Genomic DNA, 19,949 nt, shown 5'->3' on the forward strand with positions numbered 1-19,949 from the left:
TTGAGGAGGAGCAACATGTTGCTGGCCATTAATCCTATCGCGTTCGGCATAGGATCCCTGCAGGTGCATTGGTACGGAATTATATTGGGTACGGCGGCTTTGGTAGGCTTGCTGTTAGCTATTCAAGAAGGCAAACGGTTCGGGATGAACCCTGATTTTTTCATGGATCTCGTGCTGATAGGGGTTCCTTCAGCCATTATCGGGGCGCGAATTTATTATGTAGCGTTCAAATGGGAAGATTATAGAGACAATTTGTCCGAAATTATTAAAGTGTGGCACGGTGGGATCGCTATATATGGCGCTTTGATCGGTGCCATTATAGCGGCTGTCATTTACGTTCGGAGAAAAGGATATTCGTTCTGGCGAATTGCTGATATTTGCGCACCAGGATTGATTGTTGGCCAAGCTATCGGACGTTGGGGCAATTTCATGAACCAGGAAGCTCATGGAGGACCGGTCAGCGAAGCTTTCTTGAGAAACTCCCTGCACTTACCTGATTTTATTGTAAATCAGATGTTTATAGACGGACAGTTCTACCATCCGACCTTCCTATATGAATCAGTGTGGAATATTGTAGGGCTATTGCTGCTTCTTGTGCTGCGTAGAAGACCTTTCTTGCGTGCAGGCGAGCTGTTTATGAGCTATTTCATCTGGTATTCCATCGGACGTTTCTTCGTGGAAGGTATTAGAACAGATAGTCTAGACTTTACGGGTCCAGATTGGTTGGCTTCCTTAATGAATGGCTTGTGGGCGCCGATGACTTGGATGGGCTTTGAGTCTGGCTTTATGACTTATGGCGGTAATGTAAGGATTTCACAGCTGCTGGCTGTGCTGATCGTTATCGCGGCGTTTATTCTTATTTTCATCCGCAGAAAAACGGGAGCCGCTTCGGTACGTTACGCGGATCCTATCGAGCGTCTGAAAGGAAAAGATACTCAAGACGGTCAACAAGGCGGTCCAACGGATACGGTGGAATCATCCTCTTCGACTAAACCATCCGATCCTACGACGGATCATTAGTAAGAAAAACGAGCCAGTGGGCTTGCTTATAATTGTACAGCATGATAAAGGAGCATGAGTGATGATTCATACGATGTTATTTGATCTCGACGGAACGATACTTGATACGAATGAGCTCATTATTCAATCGTTTTTGCATACGTTTGAAGGAGTGACGAAGGAACCGGTAACTCGGGATCATATTATTCCCAATATGGGGCGGCCACTCGTAGAGCAAATGCAGTTTTTTTCAGGCAGAGATGCGGTTGACGATCTGGTTCAAAAATACCGCAAATTCAATATTGAAAGACATGATGCGTTGGTTAAGGAGTTCCCATATGTTCGCGAAACCCTTGGTCATTTGAATGCCGCAGGCATCAAACTGGGTGTCGTAACAAGCAAGGTAAGGGTAACCACGGAGATGGGATTGAAGCTCTGCGGAATTTATGATTACTTCGGTGCTATCGTGACGGTCGACGAAGTGGAACGGGCGAAACCGGACCCTGAAGGCATACGCAAAGCGTTGAAGAAGCTTGGATCTGACGCTGAAGGAGCATTAATGGTAGGGGACAGTCATTACGATCTGGAGGCAGCAAGTAATGCGGGAATTCCATCCGTAGGTGTTGCATGGTCCTTGAAAGGCGTCGCTTATTTAAAACAGTACAATCCAACCTATATCATTGACGATATTAGGGAACTGCTACCAATTGCAGGAGTCGAGGAGAGTTCGATTGAGACAAACCGATAGATTTTCGGTCGAGGGGCCGAATTCATTGTGGCAAATGTATCGAACCGTTAGCTTTTGGAAGGCGGTCCGCAATTTTATTTTTATCCAATTGACACGGTATGCACCCTTCTTATCCTTTAAGCGCTGGATTTATCGCCATGTGCTTGGGATGAAGGTGGGAGAGCATACCTCCTTTGCGTTAATGGTCATGGTGGATGTGTTTTTCCCGGAGCGAATCGAGGTCGGCAGCAATTCCATTATCGGCTACAATACGACCATATTGACGCATGAATACTTAATAAAAGAATACCGGATTGGAACGGTACGGATCGGCTCGAATGTGATGATTGGAGCAAATACGACGGTGCTCCCGGGGGTAACCATCGGTGATCATGCAGTTATTGGGGCAGGTTCGGTGGTACATAAGGATGTAGCTCCATACAGCTTTGTTGCAGGTAATCCGCTGCGTGTTATTAAGGAAGATGTGAGAGAGGAACAATCCAAAGAGGGGACGGGGAGCGATAGTGAAGTTTAGACCGTGCATTGATCTTCACCAAGGAAAAGTGAAACAAATCGTAGGGGGAAACCTTGAACACCGGCCAGCAGGGTGTTGTAGAAAATTTCGTATCTGAGCATGACTCCGCTTATTATGCAGAGATGTTTAAGAAGGATCGGTTGTTGGGCGGACATGTCATTATGTTAGGCGGCGGCAATGAAGAGGCGGCCGTGAAAGCACTGCATCAGTATGAAGGAGGACTTCAGATCGGTGGCGGTATTACATCCGAAAACGCGACTTTTTATTTGGAGCAAGGCGCATCTCATGTTATCGTAACCTCTTATATATTCCGTGATGGAGAATTGAATGTCGGCAATCTGAACCGTATCGTATCCGAGGTTGGCAAGGACCGTCTGGTTATCGACTTAAGCTGTAAAGAGAAGGATGGCCAGTGGTACGTTGTAACGAACCAGTGGAAGACATTCAGCAATTTCGAACTGACTCATGACAACATACGCTACTTGGAGCAATTTTGCGATGAGTTCCTAGTTCACGCCGTAGATGTGGAGGGCAAACAGTCCGGTATTCAACAAAGCTTGGTAAGTCACTTATCCCGCTGTGTGACGATCCCTACCACTTATGCAGGTGGAGCCAGATCCATGGAGGATATGGAGCTGTTCCGTTCCCTAAGTGATGGGAAAATGGATATTACAATCGGAAGTGCTCTGGATATTTTCGGCGGGAAATTATCCTACAAAGACGTGGTAGCTTACTCCAATATGCATTAGAAGATTGTCGCGAATTCGTGTTGTTTGGCGCTAGGTGAAAAGCATACGACCACAGCGATTTTACCATGATTTTTTCATCATTTTTTTGCCGTGTATTCATTGACGCGACTGGTGTTCGGTGGTACACTTACGAATACATTCTTTATTTTGGTAGTATGGTAGCATATTAGCGAACTAAAGCGAATACGTTGAAAAAAGATGACTGTTACTATTAGGCGGGTGAAGATCGGTGTCGAAACCAAAAGTGTTTGAAAAACCGACCGGAGTTAAAGATTATCTTCCAGAGGCGGCAGCAAAACTCCGCTCTATTGAAACTAATGTACTTAAATGCATGGAGCGCTGGGGTTATTCGGAAATTATAACTCCTACATTGGAGTTCTATGATACTGTCGGTGTGGCCAGCTCTACAGAGGATCGTAAGCTGTTCAAGCTGCTAGACCGTAATGGAACGACTTTAGTTATGCGTTCAGATGTAACGGCTCCCATTGCACGAGTGGTGTCTTCATTATTAAAGGAGCAGCCTTTTCCGATTCGGTTGTCCTATCACGCTAACGTGTTTCGGGCTTTTGAGGCGGAAGCGGGAAGGGATGCCGAGTTTTTCCAAGCAGGCGTTGAGTTGGTTGGTGATGCTTCCTCGGAATCCGATGCCGAGGTTATTGCACTGGCTATTGCCAGCTTGCAGGCAGCGGGAGTAGAGCGATTCAAAATCGCGCTGGGCCATGTAGGATTTTTGAGCGGGTTGTTCAATGACACGCTGCAGGAACGGATCGAAGCTCAGCAAGTGTTAAAGGAATGCTTGCTGAATCGTGACTATGTGGGATACCGGGATACGATTAAGTCGCTTGGACTAGCGGCTGAAGTGCAGCAGGAACTAGAAGGTATTCTCCGTCTGCGCGGCGGTCAAGAAATATGCGCTCAAGCGAAAAAAGTCGCTCGCGATCCAGTGGCACAGCAATCAATCGAGCACTTGTGCGAGGTTTGGGATGTGCTGGAGGCTTATGGAGTCAGTGAACACGTATTAATTGACTTGACCATGATCGGTGACTTTTCTTATTACACGGGTATGACGTTTGAAGGGTATGCAGCAGACCTTGGATTCCCGGTATGCAGCGGGGGCCGATATGACAATCTGTTGACCCAATTCGGTCGTCCGGCACCGGCTACAGGCTTTGCCTTGAAAACGAACCGGATTCTGGAGGCTGTGAGCAAGCAGCCGATTGAATCGCCTGCCAAGGTGCTGATAGCCTATACAGCATCTCAACGTGCGGCTGCGTTCAAGAAAGCACAGGAATTGCGCTTGCAGGACGGTTCAAAGGTGGAGACCCGCTTGATACCGGACACATCGAACGGATTAGAAGCGGTTCGTAAAGAAGATGGAACATTTTCCGTCAACGGAGCTTTGTATCATAACGTCATCGAGTTTGGATAAAGGAGCATGGATATGCAGGATGTATTGAAAGTGGCGATGCCCAAAGGGCGTATATATAAGCAGATTTCCAAAATGTTCCTCGAAGCAGGTTTTCCGATTCAGGACGATATGGACGATTCCCGCAAGCTGATTATTCCCGTACCTGAAGCCGGGCTGGAATTTATTATGGCTAAACCGGTCGATGTAGCGACTTATGTGGAATATGGTGTTGCCGATATCGGTGTTGTGGGTAAGGACGTCCTGATGGAGGAGAACCGTGATGTGTATGAGCTGCTGGACCTTGGTATTGCTCGCTGTCGGATATCGGTGATCGGCCTTCCCGATTGGGAGCCTGTGCTGAACCCGCGAGTCGCTACCAAATATCCGAATGTGGCTTCGCAATATTTCCGCGAACGCGGACAGCAGGTGGAAGTTATCAAGCTGAACGGTTCCATCGAGCTGGCTCCATTGATCGGCCTTGCTGATCGAATCGTGGATATTGTTGAGACTGGGCAAACGCTGAAGGAGAACGGGCTGGTCGAGCAGGAAGAAATCATCTCGATTACAAGCCGGTTGATTGCCAACCGGGTCAGCTACCGGATGAAGAACGAATCGATACAGGTGTTATGCGATAAGCTTCAGCAAATGATGGCATCTACAGGGAAATAGAAGTGCGACGGAGCCATCTTTAAAATAGGTTGGTTCAAAGTAATAGCAGAGGGGGATATCGTGATGAAAATGATGCGGGCAAGCGAATTTGCGCTTCAGCGTGAAGTCGAATATGGCTCGGAGGAGCAAAACGAGCGAGTCAAAAGCATTATTGAGAGTGTGCGCAGCGAAGGTGATGCAGCGTTGAGGCGGTTCGCTCAGCAGTTCGACAAAATCACCGTCGATGAGCTGCGTGTTAGCGATGCGGAGATTGAAGCTGCTTATGCGAATGTAGATGAGAGCTTCCTCACAGCCATTAGGGAGGCGGCGGATAACATACGGCGCTTCCATGAGAAGCAAATGCGTACGTCCTGGATGGATTTGCAGCCAGACGGCAGCATTCTCGGACAAGTGATCCGCCCGCTGCGCAGGGTCGGATTGTACGTCCCTGGCGGAAAGGCGGCCTATCCGTCTTCCGTATTGATGAACGCCATTCCTGCACAGGTAGCGGGAGTGCCTGAGATTGTGATGGTTACGCCTCCGTCTACGGCCGGTGTTGAGGGAATTGATCCTCACATCCTTGTAGCGGCAGCGGAAGCGGGAGTCAAGGAGATTTATCGTGTCGGAGGAGCGCAGGCGGTAGCTGCTCTAGCCTACGGCACGGAGTCGATCCCGGCAGCCGATAAGATCGTAGGGCCTGGTAATATCTATGTAGCGTTGGCCAAACGCTACGTGTTCGGTGCAGTGGACATTGACAGCATCGCCGGCCCGAGCGAAATCGTGGTGCTGGCCGATGAATCGGCCGATGCGTCTTACGTTGCGGCCGACCTGCTCTCGCAGGCTGAGCACGATGAAATGGCTTCGGCAATTCTCATTACACCGTCGCAGACGCTTGCAGAAGCGGTGCAGGCGGAAGTGGCACGCCAGCTGGAGACGCTGCCGAAGCGGGATATCGCATCGCAATCGATTCGCGATTACGGAGCCATCCTCACGGTTGATAGTCTTGAGGAAGGTGTGAGTGCAGTTAACCGCCTTGCGCCTGAACACCTTGAGATCATCGTGAAAGAGCCTTTCCAGTACTTGAGTGCTATTGAGAATGCCGGTGCCATCTTCCTTGGACCATACAGCTCGGAGCCGGTAGGCGATTATTTCGCAGGTCCGAACCATGTATTGCCCACAAATGGAACGGCACGATTCTCTTCCCCTCTGAATGTGGATGATTTCATGAAGAAATCCAGCGTCATTTATTACAGTAAGGAAGCGCTGTTCAAGAACGGGGATAAAATTATTGCATTAGCCCGTCACGAAGGGCTTGAAGCCCATGCAAGGGCGATACAAATACGACTTGAGAAAGAAGGGAACTCCCGTGGCTGAACAACAGCAAGCGACTCGCTCGGCAAACATTGCCCGCAAGACCAATGAAACGGACATTCAACTGAACTTTAACGTAGACGGCTCTGGCGTTTCGGAGATTGAGACCGATGTGCCGTTCTTAAACCATATGCTCGATTTGTTTACGAAGCACGGCCAATTTGATCTTCAAGTTAAGGCCATCGGAGATATTGATATCGATGACCACCATACGGTAGAGGATATCGGGATTTGCTTGGGCTCAACGCTGCGCGATGCGCTTGGAGATAAGAAGGGGATCAAACGGTACGCTAACGTATTCATCCCAATGGATGAAGCTCTGGCTCAAGTCGTGATCGACATCAGTAACCGCCCGCACTTCGAATACCGTGCGCAGTATCCTTCCACTCAAGTCGGCAGCTTCTCGACGGAAATGGTCCATGAATTTTTGTGGAAATTCGCGCTGGAAGCCCGCATTACTTTGCATGTTATTGTCCACTACGGGCAAAACACGCATCACATGATCGAAGCGATATTCAAGGCGCTCGGCCGCGCGCTGGACGAAGCGACGAGCATCGATCCGCGCGTGAAAGGCGTCCCTTCTACGAAGGGAGTGCTGTAGCATGATCGCCATTATCGATTATGGCATGGGCAATCTGCACAGCGTGAGCAAAGCGGTTGAACGTCTCGGATATGAAGCGGTCATCACCTCCGACGAGCAGCAGATTATGGCTGCAGACGGAGCCATCCTGCCTGGCGTAGGCGCCTTCGGCGATGCGATGGAGCATCTGCGTGAATCGCAGCTGGACGGAACGGTGAAGCGGTTCGCAGAGACCGGGAAGCCGCTTCTGGGCATCTGCCTCGGCATGCAGCTGCTGTTCAGCCGCAGCGAGGAGCACGGCTCTCACGAAGGGTTGAACCTGCTGCCCGGCAGCGTGGTTCGGTTCCAAGGCAGCTACAAGGTGCCGCATATGGGCTGGAACCGGCTGCAATTCGTGCAGCAGAGTCCTCTCTTCAAAGGGATCGAGGAAGGCCACGTTTACTTTGTCCATTCCTTCCATGTTCAACCGGAGCAGTCGTCGGACTTGCTTGCGACAACGGATTACTATCAGCAAGTAACGGCTATTGTGGGACGGAATCAGGTTTATGGCATGCAGTTTCATCCGGAGAAAAGCGGCAGTATCGGTATGAGGCTGCTAGGTAATTTTCTCGAGCTATGCAAACGTTAGTAGCTGCTAGCTAGATCTGACGGAACGAATCATTGTCATGACTGCAAAGCAAAGCCAAACAAATTTTCAAGGGAATGGGGGAATTCGAACCGATGCTAGCCAAACGTATTATTCCTTGCTTGGACGTAAAGGACGGGCGGGTTGTCAAAGGCGTGAACTTCGTCAATTTGCGCGATGCGGGCGATCCTGTCGAGTTGGCTGCGATCTATGATCGAGAAGGTGCCGACGAGCTTGTATTTCTTGACATCTCTGCTTCCGTCGAAGGCCGCGCGACCATGGTCGAAGTGGTTAAGAAAACCGCCGGCGAGATTACAATCCCATTTACAGTGGGAGGCGGTATCTCTAGCGTAGATGACATGAAGCGGCTGCTTCGTGCAGGGGCGGATAAGATCGGTATCAACACGGCCGCTGTCAAAAACCCGCAGCTCATCTCCGACGGCGCACGCCGTTACGGCTCGCAGTGTATTGTCGTAGCGATCGACGCTCGTTATAACGAGGCATGGGGCGAATGGGAAGTGTTCACCCATGGCGGACGCAATGGCACCGGTATCAAGGCGCTGGAATGGGCGAAAAGGGTGGAACAACTGGGTGCAGGAGAAATTCTGTTAACCAGTATGGACGCTGACGGAACGAAGGATGGGTTTGATCTGGCGCTGACTCGCGCAGTATCGGAGCTGGTAAGTATTCCGGTCATCGCTTCCGGCGGTGCGGGTACGAAGGACCATTTTTACGATGTGTTTGCAGAAGGCAAAGCGGATGCGGGATTGGCCGCAACGATTTTTCATTATAAAGAGCTTACTATCGATGAGGTCAAGAGCAACCTCAGACAAAAAGGGGTCGAAGTGCGATGAGTAACGTGGACAACGAACAACAAGCCGAGCTTTCTTGGGAAGAGCTGACAGCCTCCATAAAGTGGGATGCACAGGGCCTGGTACCGGCGATTGTGCAGGATGCGGCAAGCAAAGACGTCCTGATGATGGCTTACATGAATCAGGAATCGCTGAAGCTGACACTGGAATCAGGAGAAACTTGGTTCTGGAGCCGCTCTCGCAGTGAGCTATGGCATAAAGGTGCCACCTCGGGCCATACACAAAAGGTTCGTGCGATGAAATATGACTGTGATGGAGACACTCTCCTCGTTCAGGTCAATCAAAACGGCCCTGCGTGTCATACGGGTAGCTACAGCTGCTTCTACAACGATGTTCCTGTGAAGGGTCAGACGGTCTCTGAAGAGGCGGCTGGCGCGAGTGATCGTTTCGCCATGCTGTCTAAGCTGGAATCAGTTATTGCTCAGCGTGAAGCGGAGCGTCCTGAAGGAGCTTATACAACCTACTTGTTCGAAAAAGGAATCGATAAAATATTGAAGAAAGTCGGCGAAGAAACGGCCGAAGTGATTATCGCCGCGAAAAACCGTGATAACGATGAGCTTCGGTACGAATCAAGCGACTTGATATTCCATTTAATGGTGCTTCTTCGTGAAGCAAAGCTGCCATTGGATGATGTGATGCGTGAATTGGATAGAAGACATAAAAAATAACCGAAACCACCCGATAGGGCGCAGCGTACAACTTAGTAGGGCTGATTTTTTCTGAAAAGCAAGCTCGCTGCAGGCTCTTGACCGGTGTCAAGCCGATATTAGTACAAAGGGCATGGAGTGTAAGGCCAACCGTTTAACGAGTAGCCTGAAACCTATGCCCTTGCTCTGTGTAATAGAGGGAAAGCCTGGCAAATGAAAAAAATCATTGCACAAAACACCTTATAATGGAAAAAAGCGCATTGTTATGCACTTTATCGCCTTTTTTTCACGGAAATGCCTTTTTATAAAATGAATATTTTCATGTATACTGGGGTTGTGGACATTTTTATTGTATAATGACTTTTGATGTTATAGATGCATCGGAAAACAACCCACGAAAATTTACGTAAACATTCCATAGCGGAGGTAACCTGTAACCATGTATAGCGACAAATTGAAAATCTTTTCCGGATCATCCAACCCTAAGCTAGCTGAACGGATCAGTAACGAGCTGGGTGTTCCATTAGGCCAAGTCAAGCTTTCCCGATTCAAGTGCGGGGAGATTTACTGCTGCTACGAAGAAACGATTCGGAACTGTGATGTGTTTTTGGTACAAACTTTTTCCCATCCGATTAACGAGCAATTTATGGAGCTCTTGGTGATGATGGATGCGGCCAAACGTGCGTCGGCCAAAACAATCAATCTTGTCATTCCTTACTATGGTTATTCCCGTCAAGAGCGTAAAGCGGCTCCACGCGAACCGATTTCTGCGAAATTGGTTGCGGATCTGTTGAACGCTGCTGGTGCGGACCGTGTTATCACAATTGATTTGCATGCTCCTGCGATTCAAGGATTTTTCAACATTCCGGTCGATCATTTGACTGCCCTGGATTTGTTGAGCGCTCATATTAAGAAGAAAGAAATCGATGACCTGATCGTCGTATCCCCGGATGCTGGCGGTGTAACTAGAGCAGAGAATCTGGCTAACGTGCTGGAAGCTCCTATTGCTATGATGTTTAAGAAGCGCTATGCGCATAACGAAGCGGTTGTAACTCACGTCATCGGGGACGTAAAAGGTAAAACACCGGTTATTTTCGAGGATTTGATCGATACGGGAACGACAATTGTAAACGTAGTCGAAGGCTTGAAGGAACGAGGCGCGAATGACGTCTTCATCTGTGCGACGCATCCGGTATTCTCTGGACCTGCCCTTCAGCGTTTAGATCACCCGAATATTAGAGAAGTCGTTATTACCGATTCCATTGCGATTCCGGACGATCACTCATCCCGTTTTCAGGTGCTCTCTGTAGCCGGGTTATTATCCAATGCGATTCGGATTATTAAAGACGGCGGCTCCATCAGCTCCTTGTTCAAATACGGTGGAGTCTAAGGTGTAATTGGTTTATGGTTTTCATGCTCTTTATGCTATACTTTTCGTATCAAAAAACGCTGGTTTCCTTTGTGAATTCCAGTCGGAACCGGAGGTGCCTTACTTAATGGAGAAGAAAAAGCGTGTTAACCCAACTCAGCATGAGAAAGTCATTCCGATGAAAATGGATGCCACGTTCTTTTTCGAAAGAGCCGTTCAGTCCTTGGACCGATATCATTACGATAAGGCATTAAAGTATTTTCGTCGGGCAGCAGATTACGAGCCGGAGAACCCGGTGAATCATTGCAACTTGGCGGGATTGCTTTCGGAGATGGGGAATTACGAGGAATCCAACCGCATTCTTCAGCATGTGCTGGACCAGATCGATCCTAGCATGACGGAATGTTATTTTTACATGGCGAATAATTTTGCCAACATGGAAAACTACGAATCGGCAGAAAAGGCGATTATTCATTACCTGGAAAACGATCCTACAGGACAATTCCTCGAGGAATCCGAAGAAATGATCGAGCTGCTCAGCTATGAGCTGGATCGGCCAACCAAGCTGACATCGATCAAAAGCCGGGAAGGTATGTTCGAGCATGATCGTGCACGCAGTATGCTGGAAGAGGGTAAATTTGCGGAAGCGGTTCGTATTTTGGAGAAAATTATAAAAAAACATCCGGATTTCATGGCCGCGCGTAATAATTTGGCTTTAGCCTATTACTACATGGGGCATTTTGATAAGTCCGTTGATATGATACGTCAGGTGCTTGAGCTGGATCACGGTAATTTGCACGGCTTGTGCAATTTGGCGATATTTTACCAGCATTTCGGCGATAAGGAGAATTTATCCGAGCTTCTGGAAGTGCTGCGCAAAACGTACCCGTTCCATCAGGATCATGTGTTTAAGCTGGCCACTACAATGGGGATCTTAAGCGAACATGAGACGGCCTATCGTTTGTTCAAAAGGCTGCTTAAGACGGGCGAAGCGGGACTTGATCCTTGCCTATTTCACTATACGGCGGTCGCGGCTTATAATACCAAACGGTACGACGAGGCGGAGCGTCAATGGCGTCAGGCAGATAAATTCGATCCCGGATCGGAAATTCCGAAGTTTTATTTAAGCCAACTGCAAAAGGCGCGTACGGAGGAAGTAAAGCCTGCGGTTAGCTACCATTATCATCTTCCTTTTGAAGAGCAATTTCGCGGCTTGGAAAAGTCCGCGGAAGGCTTGCCTGATCATATGAAGCGGGATCCTCTGGTCCGTTCGTCCTTCTTCTGGGCACTGCGCCACGGGGATACGGAGACCAAATTGCAGGTTATTCAAGCTTTTGGCTTGATAGGGGACGGCGAAGTGAAGGAAGCGCTGCTGGAGTTCATTCAGGAGCCGAATGAGGATGATTACTTGAAAAAGGTAGCCATCTTTGTTCTGCGCAACATTGGCTTGCGTGAACCTGTAACTGCAGTACTGGATGGAAATCAATTGACGATTCCAGCTTCGCCGTTCTCGCCGAACTTACCTGTCTGGGAGCGCAAATGGCAGGAAATTATGGACTGTGCCATGCAGGAAATGAGTCGCAGGTATGATATGGTACAGCAGTACGATTTGCAAACATTATGGGTAGAATATTTATCGAGAGTGTACCCGAATGTGCCGAAAATAACGAAGGGTGAGGGCTGGGCTGCCGCATTGGAGTATTTGACGGCCAAAATGCATCGCCGTGCCATCTCATTTCATGAGCTGGCAAATCGTTATCAAGTTTCTGCAGGTACCATCAGCAAGAACGTAAAAATGATCGACGAGGCTTGCGGTATCCGAGAAAAGATGGAAGCTATTTTCCCGACGTTCTCAAGCTTTGATAATAAAGGTAAATAAGACTTGGACAAAACGGTTACGAAGAGGACCCTAAGGAGGAACTGAATATGTACAAAGCAATAGTTATCGGAACCGGCCCTGCCGGACTGACAGCAGCCATTTATTTGGCTCGTGCGAATTTGAATCCTTTGGTCATTGAAGGTCCTGAACCGGGCGGACAATTGACTACGACTACGGAAGTTGAGAACTTCCCTGGTTTTCCTCAAGGTATCATGGGTCCTGAACTAATGGATAATATGCGCAAGCAGGCGGAACGGTTCGGAGCTGAGTTCAAAACCGGTTGGGTGAACAAAGTAGATCTTTCCAAACGCCCGTTCAAGCTTTCTGTTGAAGGTATGGGGGATATCGAGTCGGAAACTCTTATTATCTCGACCGGGGCAACTGCAAAGCTGCTGGGCATCGAGAATGAAAAAGAAAGTATCGGCCGTGGTGTAAGTACCTGTGCAACCTGTGACGGCTTTTTCTTCCGCGGGAAGAAAATTATCGTTGTCGGCGGAGGCGATTCAGCCATGGAAGAAGCTAACTTCCTGACTCGTTTTGCCACGGAAGTACGCTTGGTGCATCGTCGCAGCGAACTTCGCGCATCCAAAATCATGCAGGATCGTGCACGCGAGAATCCGAAAGTGGCATGGAGCCTGAACAATACTCCGCTTGCCGTTGTATCGGGTGATAAAGGGGTAACCGGTTTGAAAGTGAAGAACAATGAAACCGGAGCAGAAGAAATTATTGAAGCAGACGGCATTTTCGTTGCTATCGGACATAGACCGAACACAGACTTCCTAGGCGGTCAAATTACTATCGACGAACACGGCTATATTGTTGTTAAGCCGGGAACGACGCAAACAAATGTTGAGGGTGTTTTTGCTTGCGGCGATGTGCAGGATACGAAATATCGCCAAGCCATCACAGCTGCGGGCAGCGGATGCATGGCGGCTCTTGACTGTGAGAAGTTTTTGGAAGGACATGCTGTTCACGACTGGAGTCAAACGCTGTAACAGCAAGGAAAACGTGGGACCAGGGTTCCACGTTTTTTCGTTTCGGCTTCTTGACCTGTGGATAGGGTTGGCTTATAGTTGGAACAGGAAGCAGTACGTGATCAAACGTTTATGAGGTGACCAGGATAATGGGAGAGAAAGTGTACGTTGGTGTCGATTTGGGAGGAACGTCCATTAAGGTAGGGCTTTGCGACGAAAATGGAAAGCTGCTGCAAACCTTCGAAGGACCGACAGGAACGGAACTAGGTGTCGACGTCGTATTGGAGAACATCGCACAGTATGTGCGCAAGCTGGTAGTGGATTCTCCATATGAATGGGAGCAGGTTGCCGGGATCGGAGCTGGCATTGCCGGATTTATGGATATCCCTGAAGGCTTTATTAAGCTATCCCCCAACTTGGGCTGGCGTAACGTGCCTATTAAACAAATTCTCGAAGAGAAGCTCGGTAAAACCGTGAAAATCGATAATGATGCGAATGTCGCAGCGTTGGGAGAAGCCTGGAGCGGCGCGGGGGCGGGCATCCCGAACCTCGTATGCTATACCCTTGGAACCGGTGTTGGCGGAGGCATTATTATTAACGGAAGTATCTTTCAAGGCTATAAAGGAATGGCTGGAGAATTGGGCCATATGGTCGTCGTTCCGGATCTGGAAGCTATTCAATGTGGTTGTGGTCTAAAAGGATGCTTGGAAACCGTATCGTCGGCAACAGGCATTATTCGCATGGCTAAGGAAGCAGTAGAGCGTGGCGAGCATACTTCGCTAGCATTAGTAGAGAACATTATGGCTAAAGATGTTTTTGATGCAGCCAAATCCGGTGATGAAGTCGCTCTTAGAACAATCAATCGTGCGGCGCTGTATCTGGGCAAGTCAATGGCTGCCGTGTCCGTAGTGCTGAACCCACAGCGGTTTATTGTGGGAGGCGGAGTATCAAAGGCAGGGGATATTTTGTTTGATGCTATTCGCAAGTATTTTTACGAGTTTGCTCAGGAATCGGCTAAAGAGGGCGTAGATATCGTACCTGCAAGCTTGGGCAACGATGCTGGAGTAGTTGGCGCCGCTGGTTTGAATTTACGGTCATTATAGAGTTAATAGTTTAATATAAATATAGAATAAGTAGAATGCTTTCTCACAATAAGTAATGAAACAGCTTGGATTCGTCGGCAGCATGATGGATTCCGAGCGCCCTGGAGGTGGCAATCCCATGGAAGAAATGCATACCTTAGGCAAACTGGTTATTATTACAGGCATGTCAGGTGCAGGTAAAACGATTGCGGTGCAAAGCTTGGAGGACTTGGGCTTTTTCTGCGTGGATAATCTTCCTCCCGTGCTCATCCCGAAGTTTGCTGAATTGATCGAGCAGTCCAAAGGTCGGATAGGTAAAGTAGCCCTTGTTATCGACCTGCGGGGGAGAGAGTTTTTTACTTCCTTGTCGGAATCGCTTCGTTATGTACAGGAAAACCATACGCTGACTTATGAAATTTTGTTCCTTGATGCTACGGATTCGGTTCTTGTTCAACGTTACAAGGAAAGCCGACGTAAACATCCTCTGGCTCCGACAGGTGCTCCTTTGGAAGGCATCATGCAGGAGCGGAAGCTGTTGGAGGAGCTCAAAGGAATGGCGACCCAGGTTATCGATACCGGTAATCTGAAGCCTGCTCAGCTGAAAGAACGGATTGTGTCACGGTTTACCAATCTTGAATCAGATGGTATCTCTATCAACGTCATTTCCTTTGGCTTTAAATATGGGGTTCCCATCGATGCCGATTTAATCTTCGATGTGCGGTTTCTTCCGAACCCGCATTATGTGGATGCGCTTCGGCCTAATACAGGCCAAGATCCTGAAGTATACGACTACGTGATGAAGTGGAGCGAGACGCAGGAGTTTCTTAGCAAGCTGCTCGACATGCTTAACTTCCTCGTTCCCCAATATAAAAAAGAAGGCAAGAGCCAGGTTGTCGTAGGCATCGGTTGTACGGGGGGCAAACACCGTTCCGTTGCTATTGCTGAATACCTTGGTAAAGTAATGGGTAACAGTGAGACGGAAACGGTTCGGGTCAGCCATCGTGATTCTGAACGTGATCGGGTTGAGGTGAAGAAATGACGGATAGCCGTCTCGAGAGTGCACGCCCTAATATCGTTGTGATAGGCGGAGGCACCGGCTTATCGGTTATGCTTCGTGGCTTGAAAGAGAAACCATTGGATATAACGGCTATCGTTACTGTAGCGGATGACGGAGGCAGCTCCGGCATCCTACGTTCCGAGCTGGAAATGGTTCCTCCAGGCGATATTCGCAACGTATTGACGGCATTGGCTGATGTAGAGCCACTGCTAGGCAATATGCTCGAATATCGCTTTGAAAAAGGTCAAGGATTAGCCGGACATAGTTTGGGCAATCTAATATTGGCAGCTATGCGAGATATTACCGGTGATTTCGTCACAGGTGTCCGCGAGCTAAGCCGTGTATTTGCCGTCCGGGGGCGTGTTCTTCCCGCCGCCAATCACGCTATTGTTCTTAAGGCAGAGATGACCGATGGAACCATTGTCGTAGGTGAATCCAAAATACCGAAAGCCGGAAAAGTCATTAAGCGTGTATTTATAGAGCCGTCCGATGTTGCCCCGCTGGACGAAGCTATCGAAGCGTTGAAGCAGGCGGATGCGATTCTCGTCGGTCCCGGCAGCTTGTACACGAGCATTATGCCGAACCTGCTTGTTCCTGAAATAACCCGTACTATTGTGGAATCCAAGGCACTCAAAATGTTTATTTGCAACGTAATGACCCAGCCTGGAGAGACCGACAATTATACGGTAAGCGATCATTTGAAGGCCATACACCATCACGTAGGGCAGCACTTGTTCGATTATGTTATAGTCAATAACGGAGAAATTCCCGCCCAAGTGCAGAGCCGATATGCCGAAAAGGGAGCCAAGGTGGTCCCATTGGATCTCGAGGAAGTAACGAAGAACGGATACAAGGTCATTGGCGATCAGCTTGTTTTATTTCGCACTTATTTGCGTCATGACGCTGTAAAGCTAAGTCATCACATATATCAACTGGTGGAGAGCTGGATGCACAAGAAGAGGTGATTTACCATGTCCTTCGCCGCACAAACGAAAAAAGAACTGACGATGATCCAGTCCGATGCTGATTGCTGTGAAACGGCTGAGCTATCCGCGCTTATTCGCATGAACGGTTCCGTTCAGCTTACGAATCAGCGTATCGTTCTGGATGTTTCAACCGAGAATGCGGCTATTGCACGTCGTATGTACACGCTGTTGAAGAAGAAATTCAATGTTCATACCGAACTTTTGGTACGTAAGAAAATGCGGTTGAAAAAAAATAACGTCTACATCGTCCGTGTGCCTAATCAGGTGCAGGAAATATTGTCCGAGATGCAGATCGTGTCCGAAGGGTTTATGTTTACTCCTGGCATTGCTGAAGATATTATTAAAGAGGACTGCTGCAAGCGTGCATATTTGCGAGGAGCATTCCTTGCCGGCGGCTCGGTCAACAATCCCGAAGGCTCGTCGTACCATCTTGAAATATCTTCGATGTATGAGGAGCATTGCCAGTCATTATGCCGATTGGCAAACGAATACGATTTGAATGCGCGCTGCATCGAACGGAAGAAGGGCTTCGTCTTCTACATTAAGGAAGGCGAGAAAATCATCGAATTTCTTAATTTGATCGGGGCGCACCAGGCTTTGCTTCGGTTTGAGGATGTGCGTATCATGAAGGATATGCGCAATTCTGTCAATCGACTGGTCAATTGCGAGACGGCCAACCTGAACAAGACGATAGGCGCGGCAGTAAGGCAAATCGATAATATTCGTCTGATTCAGAAGGAAATCGGCCTTGAAAACTTACCCGATAAGCTTCGGGAGGTTGCGGAAATTCGTCTGAAGCACCCGGACATGAATTTAAAAGAAGTCGGTGACTTGTTAAAAGGAAATGTCAGCAAATCCGGTGTGAATCATCGGTTGCGCAAAATTGATGAGCTGGCGGAAAAAATTCGTAAATCATAACACATGTGGAAAATATAGATTTTTTGTGTTATTTTACGATACGCCTAGTGTATCGGGTTGATAAATGGTATAATATTTGAAAAATCGCTTTTTCATGGTCATTTATGCAAATGGTCATTTGCTATTAAGAAGTAGGGGGTATGGGTTGGAATGTCGAAACGCCCAGTAGTCGTAAAGTTGAAAACAGGCCTTCATGCCAGACCAGCGGCACTTTTCGTACAGGAAGCAAATAAGTTTTCTTCTGAGATCTTCGTGGAGAAGGACGAAAAGAAAGTCAACGCCAAAAGTATTATGGGTATTATGAGTTTGGCTATCAGTACAGGTACGGAAGTGTACATTAGTGCAGAAGGTTCGGATGCCGAGCAGGCTGTAAACGCTTTAGTCGCTTTGGTCAGCAAAGAGGAACTGGAGAATCAATAACAACCGCCACAGGCTTCCGCAAGGAAGCTTTTTTACCGCGTAGGAAAGCTAAAGTTCGCTTAGGCGTTAGCGTAGCGAAAAGTATTTCCTATTTGGCGTTGAAACCAACCGTTGACCGCGGTCGTTCTTCCTTGAAAGACATCGATAGAGGTTTTCTCACCGCCAATGGAAGACAATGGGTGGTATGGGATGCAAAGAAAAGCGCAACCTTTTCTTGAGCGGAGCGTCTATAATGACGTGTCTTCTGCAGAAAAGGTTTTTTGCTGTCCTTATTTATATTTTTATTTCTAGAAGGAGTAAGAGAGATGAACCAGATGAAAAGAGAAATGTCTTTGATGATGATCATCACCTTGTTATGCACCGTTCTCTTCTCTCCGTTGGCATCAGCTCAGGGCGTTGCGTCGACTTCGACCTACGTGCTGCTCTATGTCGATAAATCGGAGGCGTTTTTGAACGGCAAACAGGTAACGTTAGAATCCCCAGCTACGATCATTAAAGACAAAATGTTTGTGCCTGCCAAGTTTCTGGGGGATGCGATGGGTCTGAAGGTGGAATGGAACGAAAAGACAAGACAGATTGAAATGACGACCCCCGGTTTCAATATTGTGTTAGACAGCGACCGTAAATCCGTATGGATTAATGGCGTTATGGAGCCATTCGACTCTGTAGCCTCAATTAGTCCTCAAGGAAAATTGTTGATCAAGCTGACTTGGTTAGCAGATTACATGGGTGCTCGCTACACGTATAATGACGAATTAAGACGCGTAGAAATTATCCACACGAAAACCCCGACCGGAATTTACATTCCAAACTTGGGTAATTCGAATCCGGTAGCGAAGTTCGCTTTTGCCAAAGACACCTACAAGATCGGCGAGCCGGTGAAATATGTAGATCTAAGCTATGATCCGGATGCGGAAGGGATTGCAAGGTTCGAATGGACCGGCAATAATGAGGCCTTCTTTACGCCGGGAACCTATCCCGTTACTCTAACGGTATGGGACGCTCATGGAAATAAAAGCGAGCCGTATACACGCAACATAACGATAAGCAGTGAAACGTACTTAAGCGCAGTTGAATATCCTATCTACATGAAGCCTCCAGGCAGCTTTATCAAAGCGGATTGGAGCATGCTGTGGGGGAACTTCTGGAACCTGCCGCAGCTGGCAAAACAGGTAACAGCAGATTCTACAAGAAAACTGCTCGTAAGTGACAGTCCGGAGGAATTCACGGAAAAAGGAATTTTATATCAGGATACGGTGAACGGTAAAGGTAGACTGTACGCTGATCACGTGAATGGAACGAAGGAAAAGGTCACTATGGCCATTTTGGCTAAGAATACGACCAACAAGCCGGTGACTATCAAAACGACCAACAAAGGCGAAGTGTGGCCTTCTGTGTATGCCAATTTGATCGGTAATGAAGCGTCAGTTGAGTTCTTGATGAAAGATCCGCGCAACGACGAAATGGTTATCCCAGCTAATCAGACTTTGATTTACTCACAAATGCCGGAATTCTACCCAGGACAAGGTGTAAACCTGTTCTACGATGTAGAAACGGATGGGGAAATTCAATTTTCCTTTGTTGCTACGGATAAAGTTACGCAAAACACATTGACCCAGCTTCCGCTGCTGCCGTTTACCGGTCATGTGCGAGGTACGTTCCCGGTTTCTGAAGTGAACTGGAATATTGACGCAAGCTCGTTTACAACACCTTCCCGAATTATTATCGGCGATGGCGAGACGGATCCCTTCCAGCCGGGCTATGACCCGATGAGGAAGCAGAATGTAAAAAATGAAGGTAACTACGGCGTGGTTTACAAAATTCACTCCGATAAGCCGCGGAAAATGGCCATTATGATCTTGGCTTACGGCGGTGTGTTTAAAGGACCGTTTAAAATTAATGGCGAAATGCATCTCGTGCCGCAATCCGGTGTATTGACTGCATTTGACGGCATGCAAATTTTAGCTAAAACAACAGGCAAAGAAAAATCGCTGGATATCGAATTTACACCTCCGGCAGGCTCGGCCTTCCCAATCGATCTCATCTTCTATCCTTTAGATGATAAAGAATAAATAAATAATAATCCGTCCGGGCTCCCTTCTT

General features: G+C 48.1%; 19 protein-coding genes and 1 pseudogene. All 20 read left to right on the forward strand.

The window, feature by feature from the left end:
• The first annotated feature begins 15 nt into the window (after positions 1–15).
• The gene (gene lgt, locus QMA13_RS00985; RefSeq protein ID WP_282938888.1) at positions 16–1,020 is read left to right on the forward strand and encodes a prolipoprotein diacylglyceryl transferase; all 1,005 of its coding nucleotides are present in this window, start codon (positions 16–18) and stop codon (positions 1,018–1,020) included.
• Positions 1,021–1,081: 61 nt separating this feature from the next.
• Entirely contained in the window at positions 1,082–1,747 is a 666-nt protein-coding gene (ppaX, locus tag QMA13_RS00990) for a pyrophosphatase PpaX (protein WP_282938890.1), read from the forward strand.
• Positions 1,731–2,261, forward strand: a complete 531-nt coding sequence (locus tag QMA13_RS00995) for an acyltransferase (RefSeq protein WP_282938892.1) — start codon at positions 1,731–1,733, stop codon at positions 2,259–2,261. The genes ppaX and QMA13_RS00995 overlap by 17 nt, the downstream gene beginning before the upstream one ends.
• Positions 2,251–3,010, forward strand: a pseudogene (hisA, locus tag QMA13_RS01000) (phosphoribosylformimino-5-aminoimidazole carboxamide ribotide isomerase). The gene QMA13_RS00995 and the pseudogene hisA overlap by 11 nt, the downstream one beginning before the upstream one ends.
• A 229-nt stretch (positions 3,011–3,239) precedes the next feature.
• Positions 3,240–4,439 carry an ATP phosphoribosyltransferase regulatory subunit gene (locus QMA13_RS01005; RefSeq protein WP_282938894.1) on the forward strand — a complete coding sequence of 400 codons (1,200 nt, stop codon included), beginning with the start codon at positions 3,240–3,242 and terminating at the stop codon, positions 4,437–4,439.
• Positions 4,440–4,451: 12 nt separating this feature from the next.
• Positions 4,452–5,087: an ATP phosphoribosyltransferase gene (gene hisG, locus QMA13_RS01010; protein ID WP_282938896.1), complete on the forward strand. Its 636-nt coding sequence runs from the start codon at positions 4,452–4,454 to the stop codon at positions 5,085–5,087.
• 63 nt (positions 5,088–5,150) lie between these two features.
• On the forward strand, positions 5,151–6,440 hold the full coding sequence (hisD, locus tag QMA13_RS01015) for a histidinol dehydrogenase (protein ID WP_282938898.1): 1,290 nt from the start codon (positions 5,151–5,153) through the stop codon (positions 6,438–6,440).
• Positions 6,388–7,038, forward strand: a complete 651-nt coding sequence (gene hisB / locus QMA13_RS01020) for an imidazoleglycerol-phosphate dehydratase HisB (RefSeq protein WP_282938900.1) — start codon at positions 6,388–6,390, stop codon at positions 7,036–7,038. The genes hisD and hisB overlap by 53 nt, the downstream gene beginning before the upstream one ends.
• 1 nt (position 7,039) lies before the next feature.
• Positions 7,040–7,645 (forward strand): imidazole glycerol phosphate synthase subunit HisH, encoded by a 606-nt coding sequence (gene hisH / locus QMA13_RS01025; RefSeq protein ID WP_282938901.1) that lies wholly within the window; start codon positions 7,040–7,042, stop codon positions 7,643–7,645.
• A 92-nt stretch (positions 7,646–7,737) separates the two neighbouring features.
• Complete coding sequence (gene hisF, locus QMA13_RS01030) at positions 7,738–8,496, forward strand: imidazole glycerol phosphate synthase subunit HisF (protein ID WP_282938902.1); 759 nt, start codon at positions 7,738–7,740, stop codon at positions 8,494–8,496.
• Positions 8,493–9,182, forward strand: a complete 690-nt coding sequence (gene hisIE / locus QMA13_RS01035) for a bifunctional phosphoribosyl-AMP cyclohydrolase/phosphoribosyl-ATP diphosphatase HisIE (protein WP_282938904.1) — start codon at positions 8,493–8,495, stop codon at positions 9,180–9,182. Before hisF ends, hisIE begins: the two co-directional genes overlap by 4 nt.
• Before the next feature lie 418 nt (positions 9,183–9,600).
• Positions 9,601–10,551, forward strand: a complete 951-nt coding sequence (locus QMA13_RS01040) for a ribose-phosphate diphosphokinase (RefSeq protein ID WP_282938905.1) — start codon at positions 9,601–9,603, stop codon at positions 10,549–10,551.
• A gap of 106 nt (positions 10,552–10,657) precedes the next feature.
• A complete protein-coding gene (locus tag QMA13_RS01045; RefSeq protein ID WP_282938906.1) occupies positions 10,658–12,409 on the forward strand; it encodes a tetratricopeptide repeat protein in 1,752 nt (583 codons plus the stop codon).
• 47 nt (positions 12,410–12,456) lie between these two features.
• Positions 12,457–13,404, forward strand: a complete 948-nt coding sequence (gene trxB, locus QMA13_RS01050; RefSeq protein ID WP_282938908.1) for a thioredoxin-disulfide reductase — start codon at positions 12,457–12,459, stop codon at positions 13,402–13,404.
• Between the two features lie 128 nt (positions 13,405–13,532).
• The gene (locus QMA13_RS01055; protein WP_282943193.1) at positions 13,533–14,486 is read left to right on the forward strand and encodes an ROK family glucokinase; all 954 of its coding nucleotides are present in this window, start codon (positions 13,533–13,535) and stop codon (positions 14,484–14,486) included.
• 118 nt (positions 14,487–14,604) lie between these two features.
• Positions 14,605–15,504: an RNase adapter RapZ gene (gene rapZ / locus QMA13_RS01060; RefSeq protein ID WP_282943194.1), complete on the forward strand. Its 900-nt coding sequence runs from the start codon at positions 14,605–14,607 to the stop codon at positions 15,502–15,504.
• Complete coding sequence (locus QMA13_RS01065) at positions 15,501–16,487, forward strand: gluconeogenesis factor YvcK family protein (protein ID WP_282938910.1); 987 nt, start codon at positions 15,501–15,503, stop codon at positions 16,485–16,487. Before rapZ ends, QMA13_RS01065 begins: the two co-directional genes overlap by 4 nt.
• A gap of 6 nt (positions 16,488–16,493) precedes the next feature.
• Positions 16,494–17,426, forward strand: coding sequence for a DNA-binding protein WhiA (whiA, locus tag QMA13_RS01070; protein ID WP_282938912.1), 933 nt, complete (start codon positions 16,494–16,496; stop codon positions 17,424–17,426).
• 150 nt (positions 17,427–17,576) lie between these two features.
• Positions 17,577–17,846, forward strand: coding sequence for an HPr family phosphocarrier protein (locus tag QMA13_RS01075; RefSeq protein WP_028548982.1), 270 nt, complete (start codon positions 17,577–17,579; stop codon positions 17,844–17,846).
• A gap of 305 nt (positions 17,847–18,151) precedes the next feature.
• The gene (locus QMA13_RS01080) at positions 18,152–19,918 is read left to right on the forward strand and encodes a stalk domain-containing protein (RefSeq protein WP_282938915.1); all 1,767 of its coding nucleotides are present in this window, start codon (positions 18,152–18,154) and stop codon (positions 19,916–19,918) included.
• Positions 19,919–19,949: the final 31 nt, after the last annotated feature.

The sequence above is a fragment of the Paenibacillus sp. RC67 genome (genome assembly GCF_030020805.1).
Taxonomy (GTDB): Bacteria; Bacillota; Bacilli; order Paenibacillales; family NBRC-103111; genus Paenibacillus_S.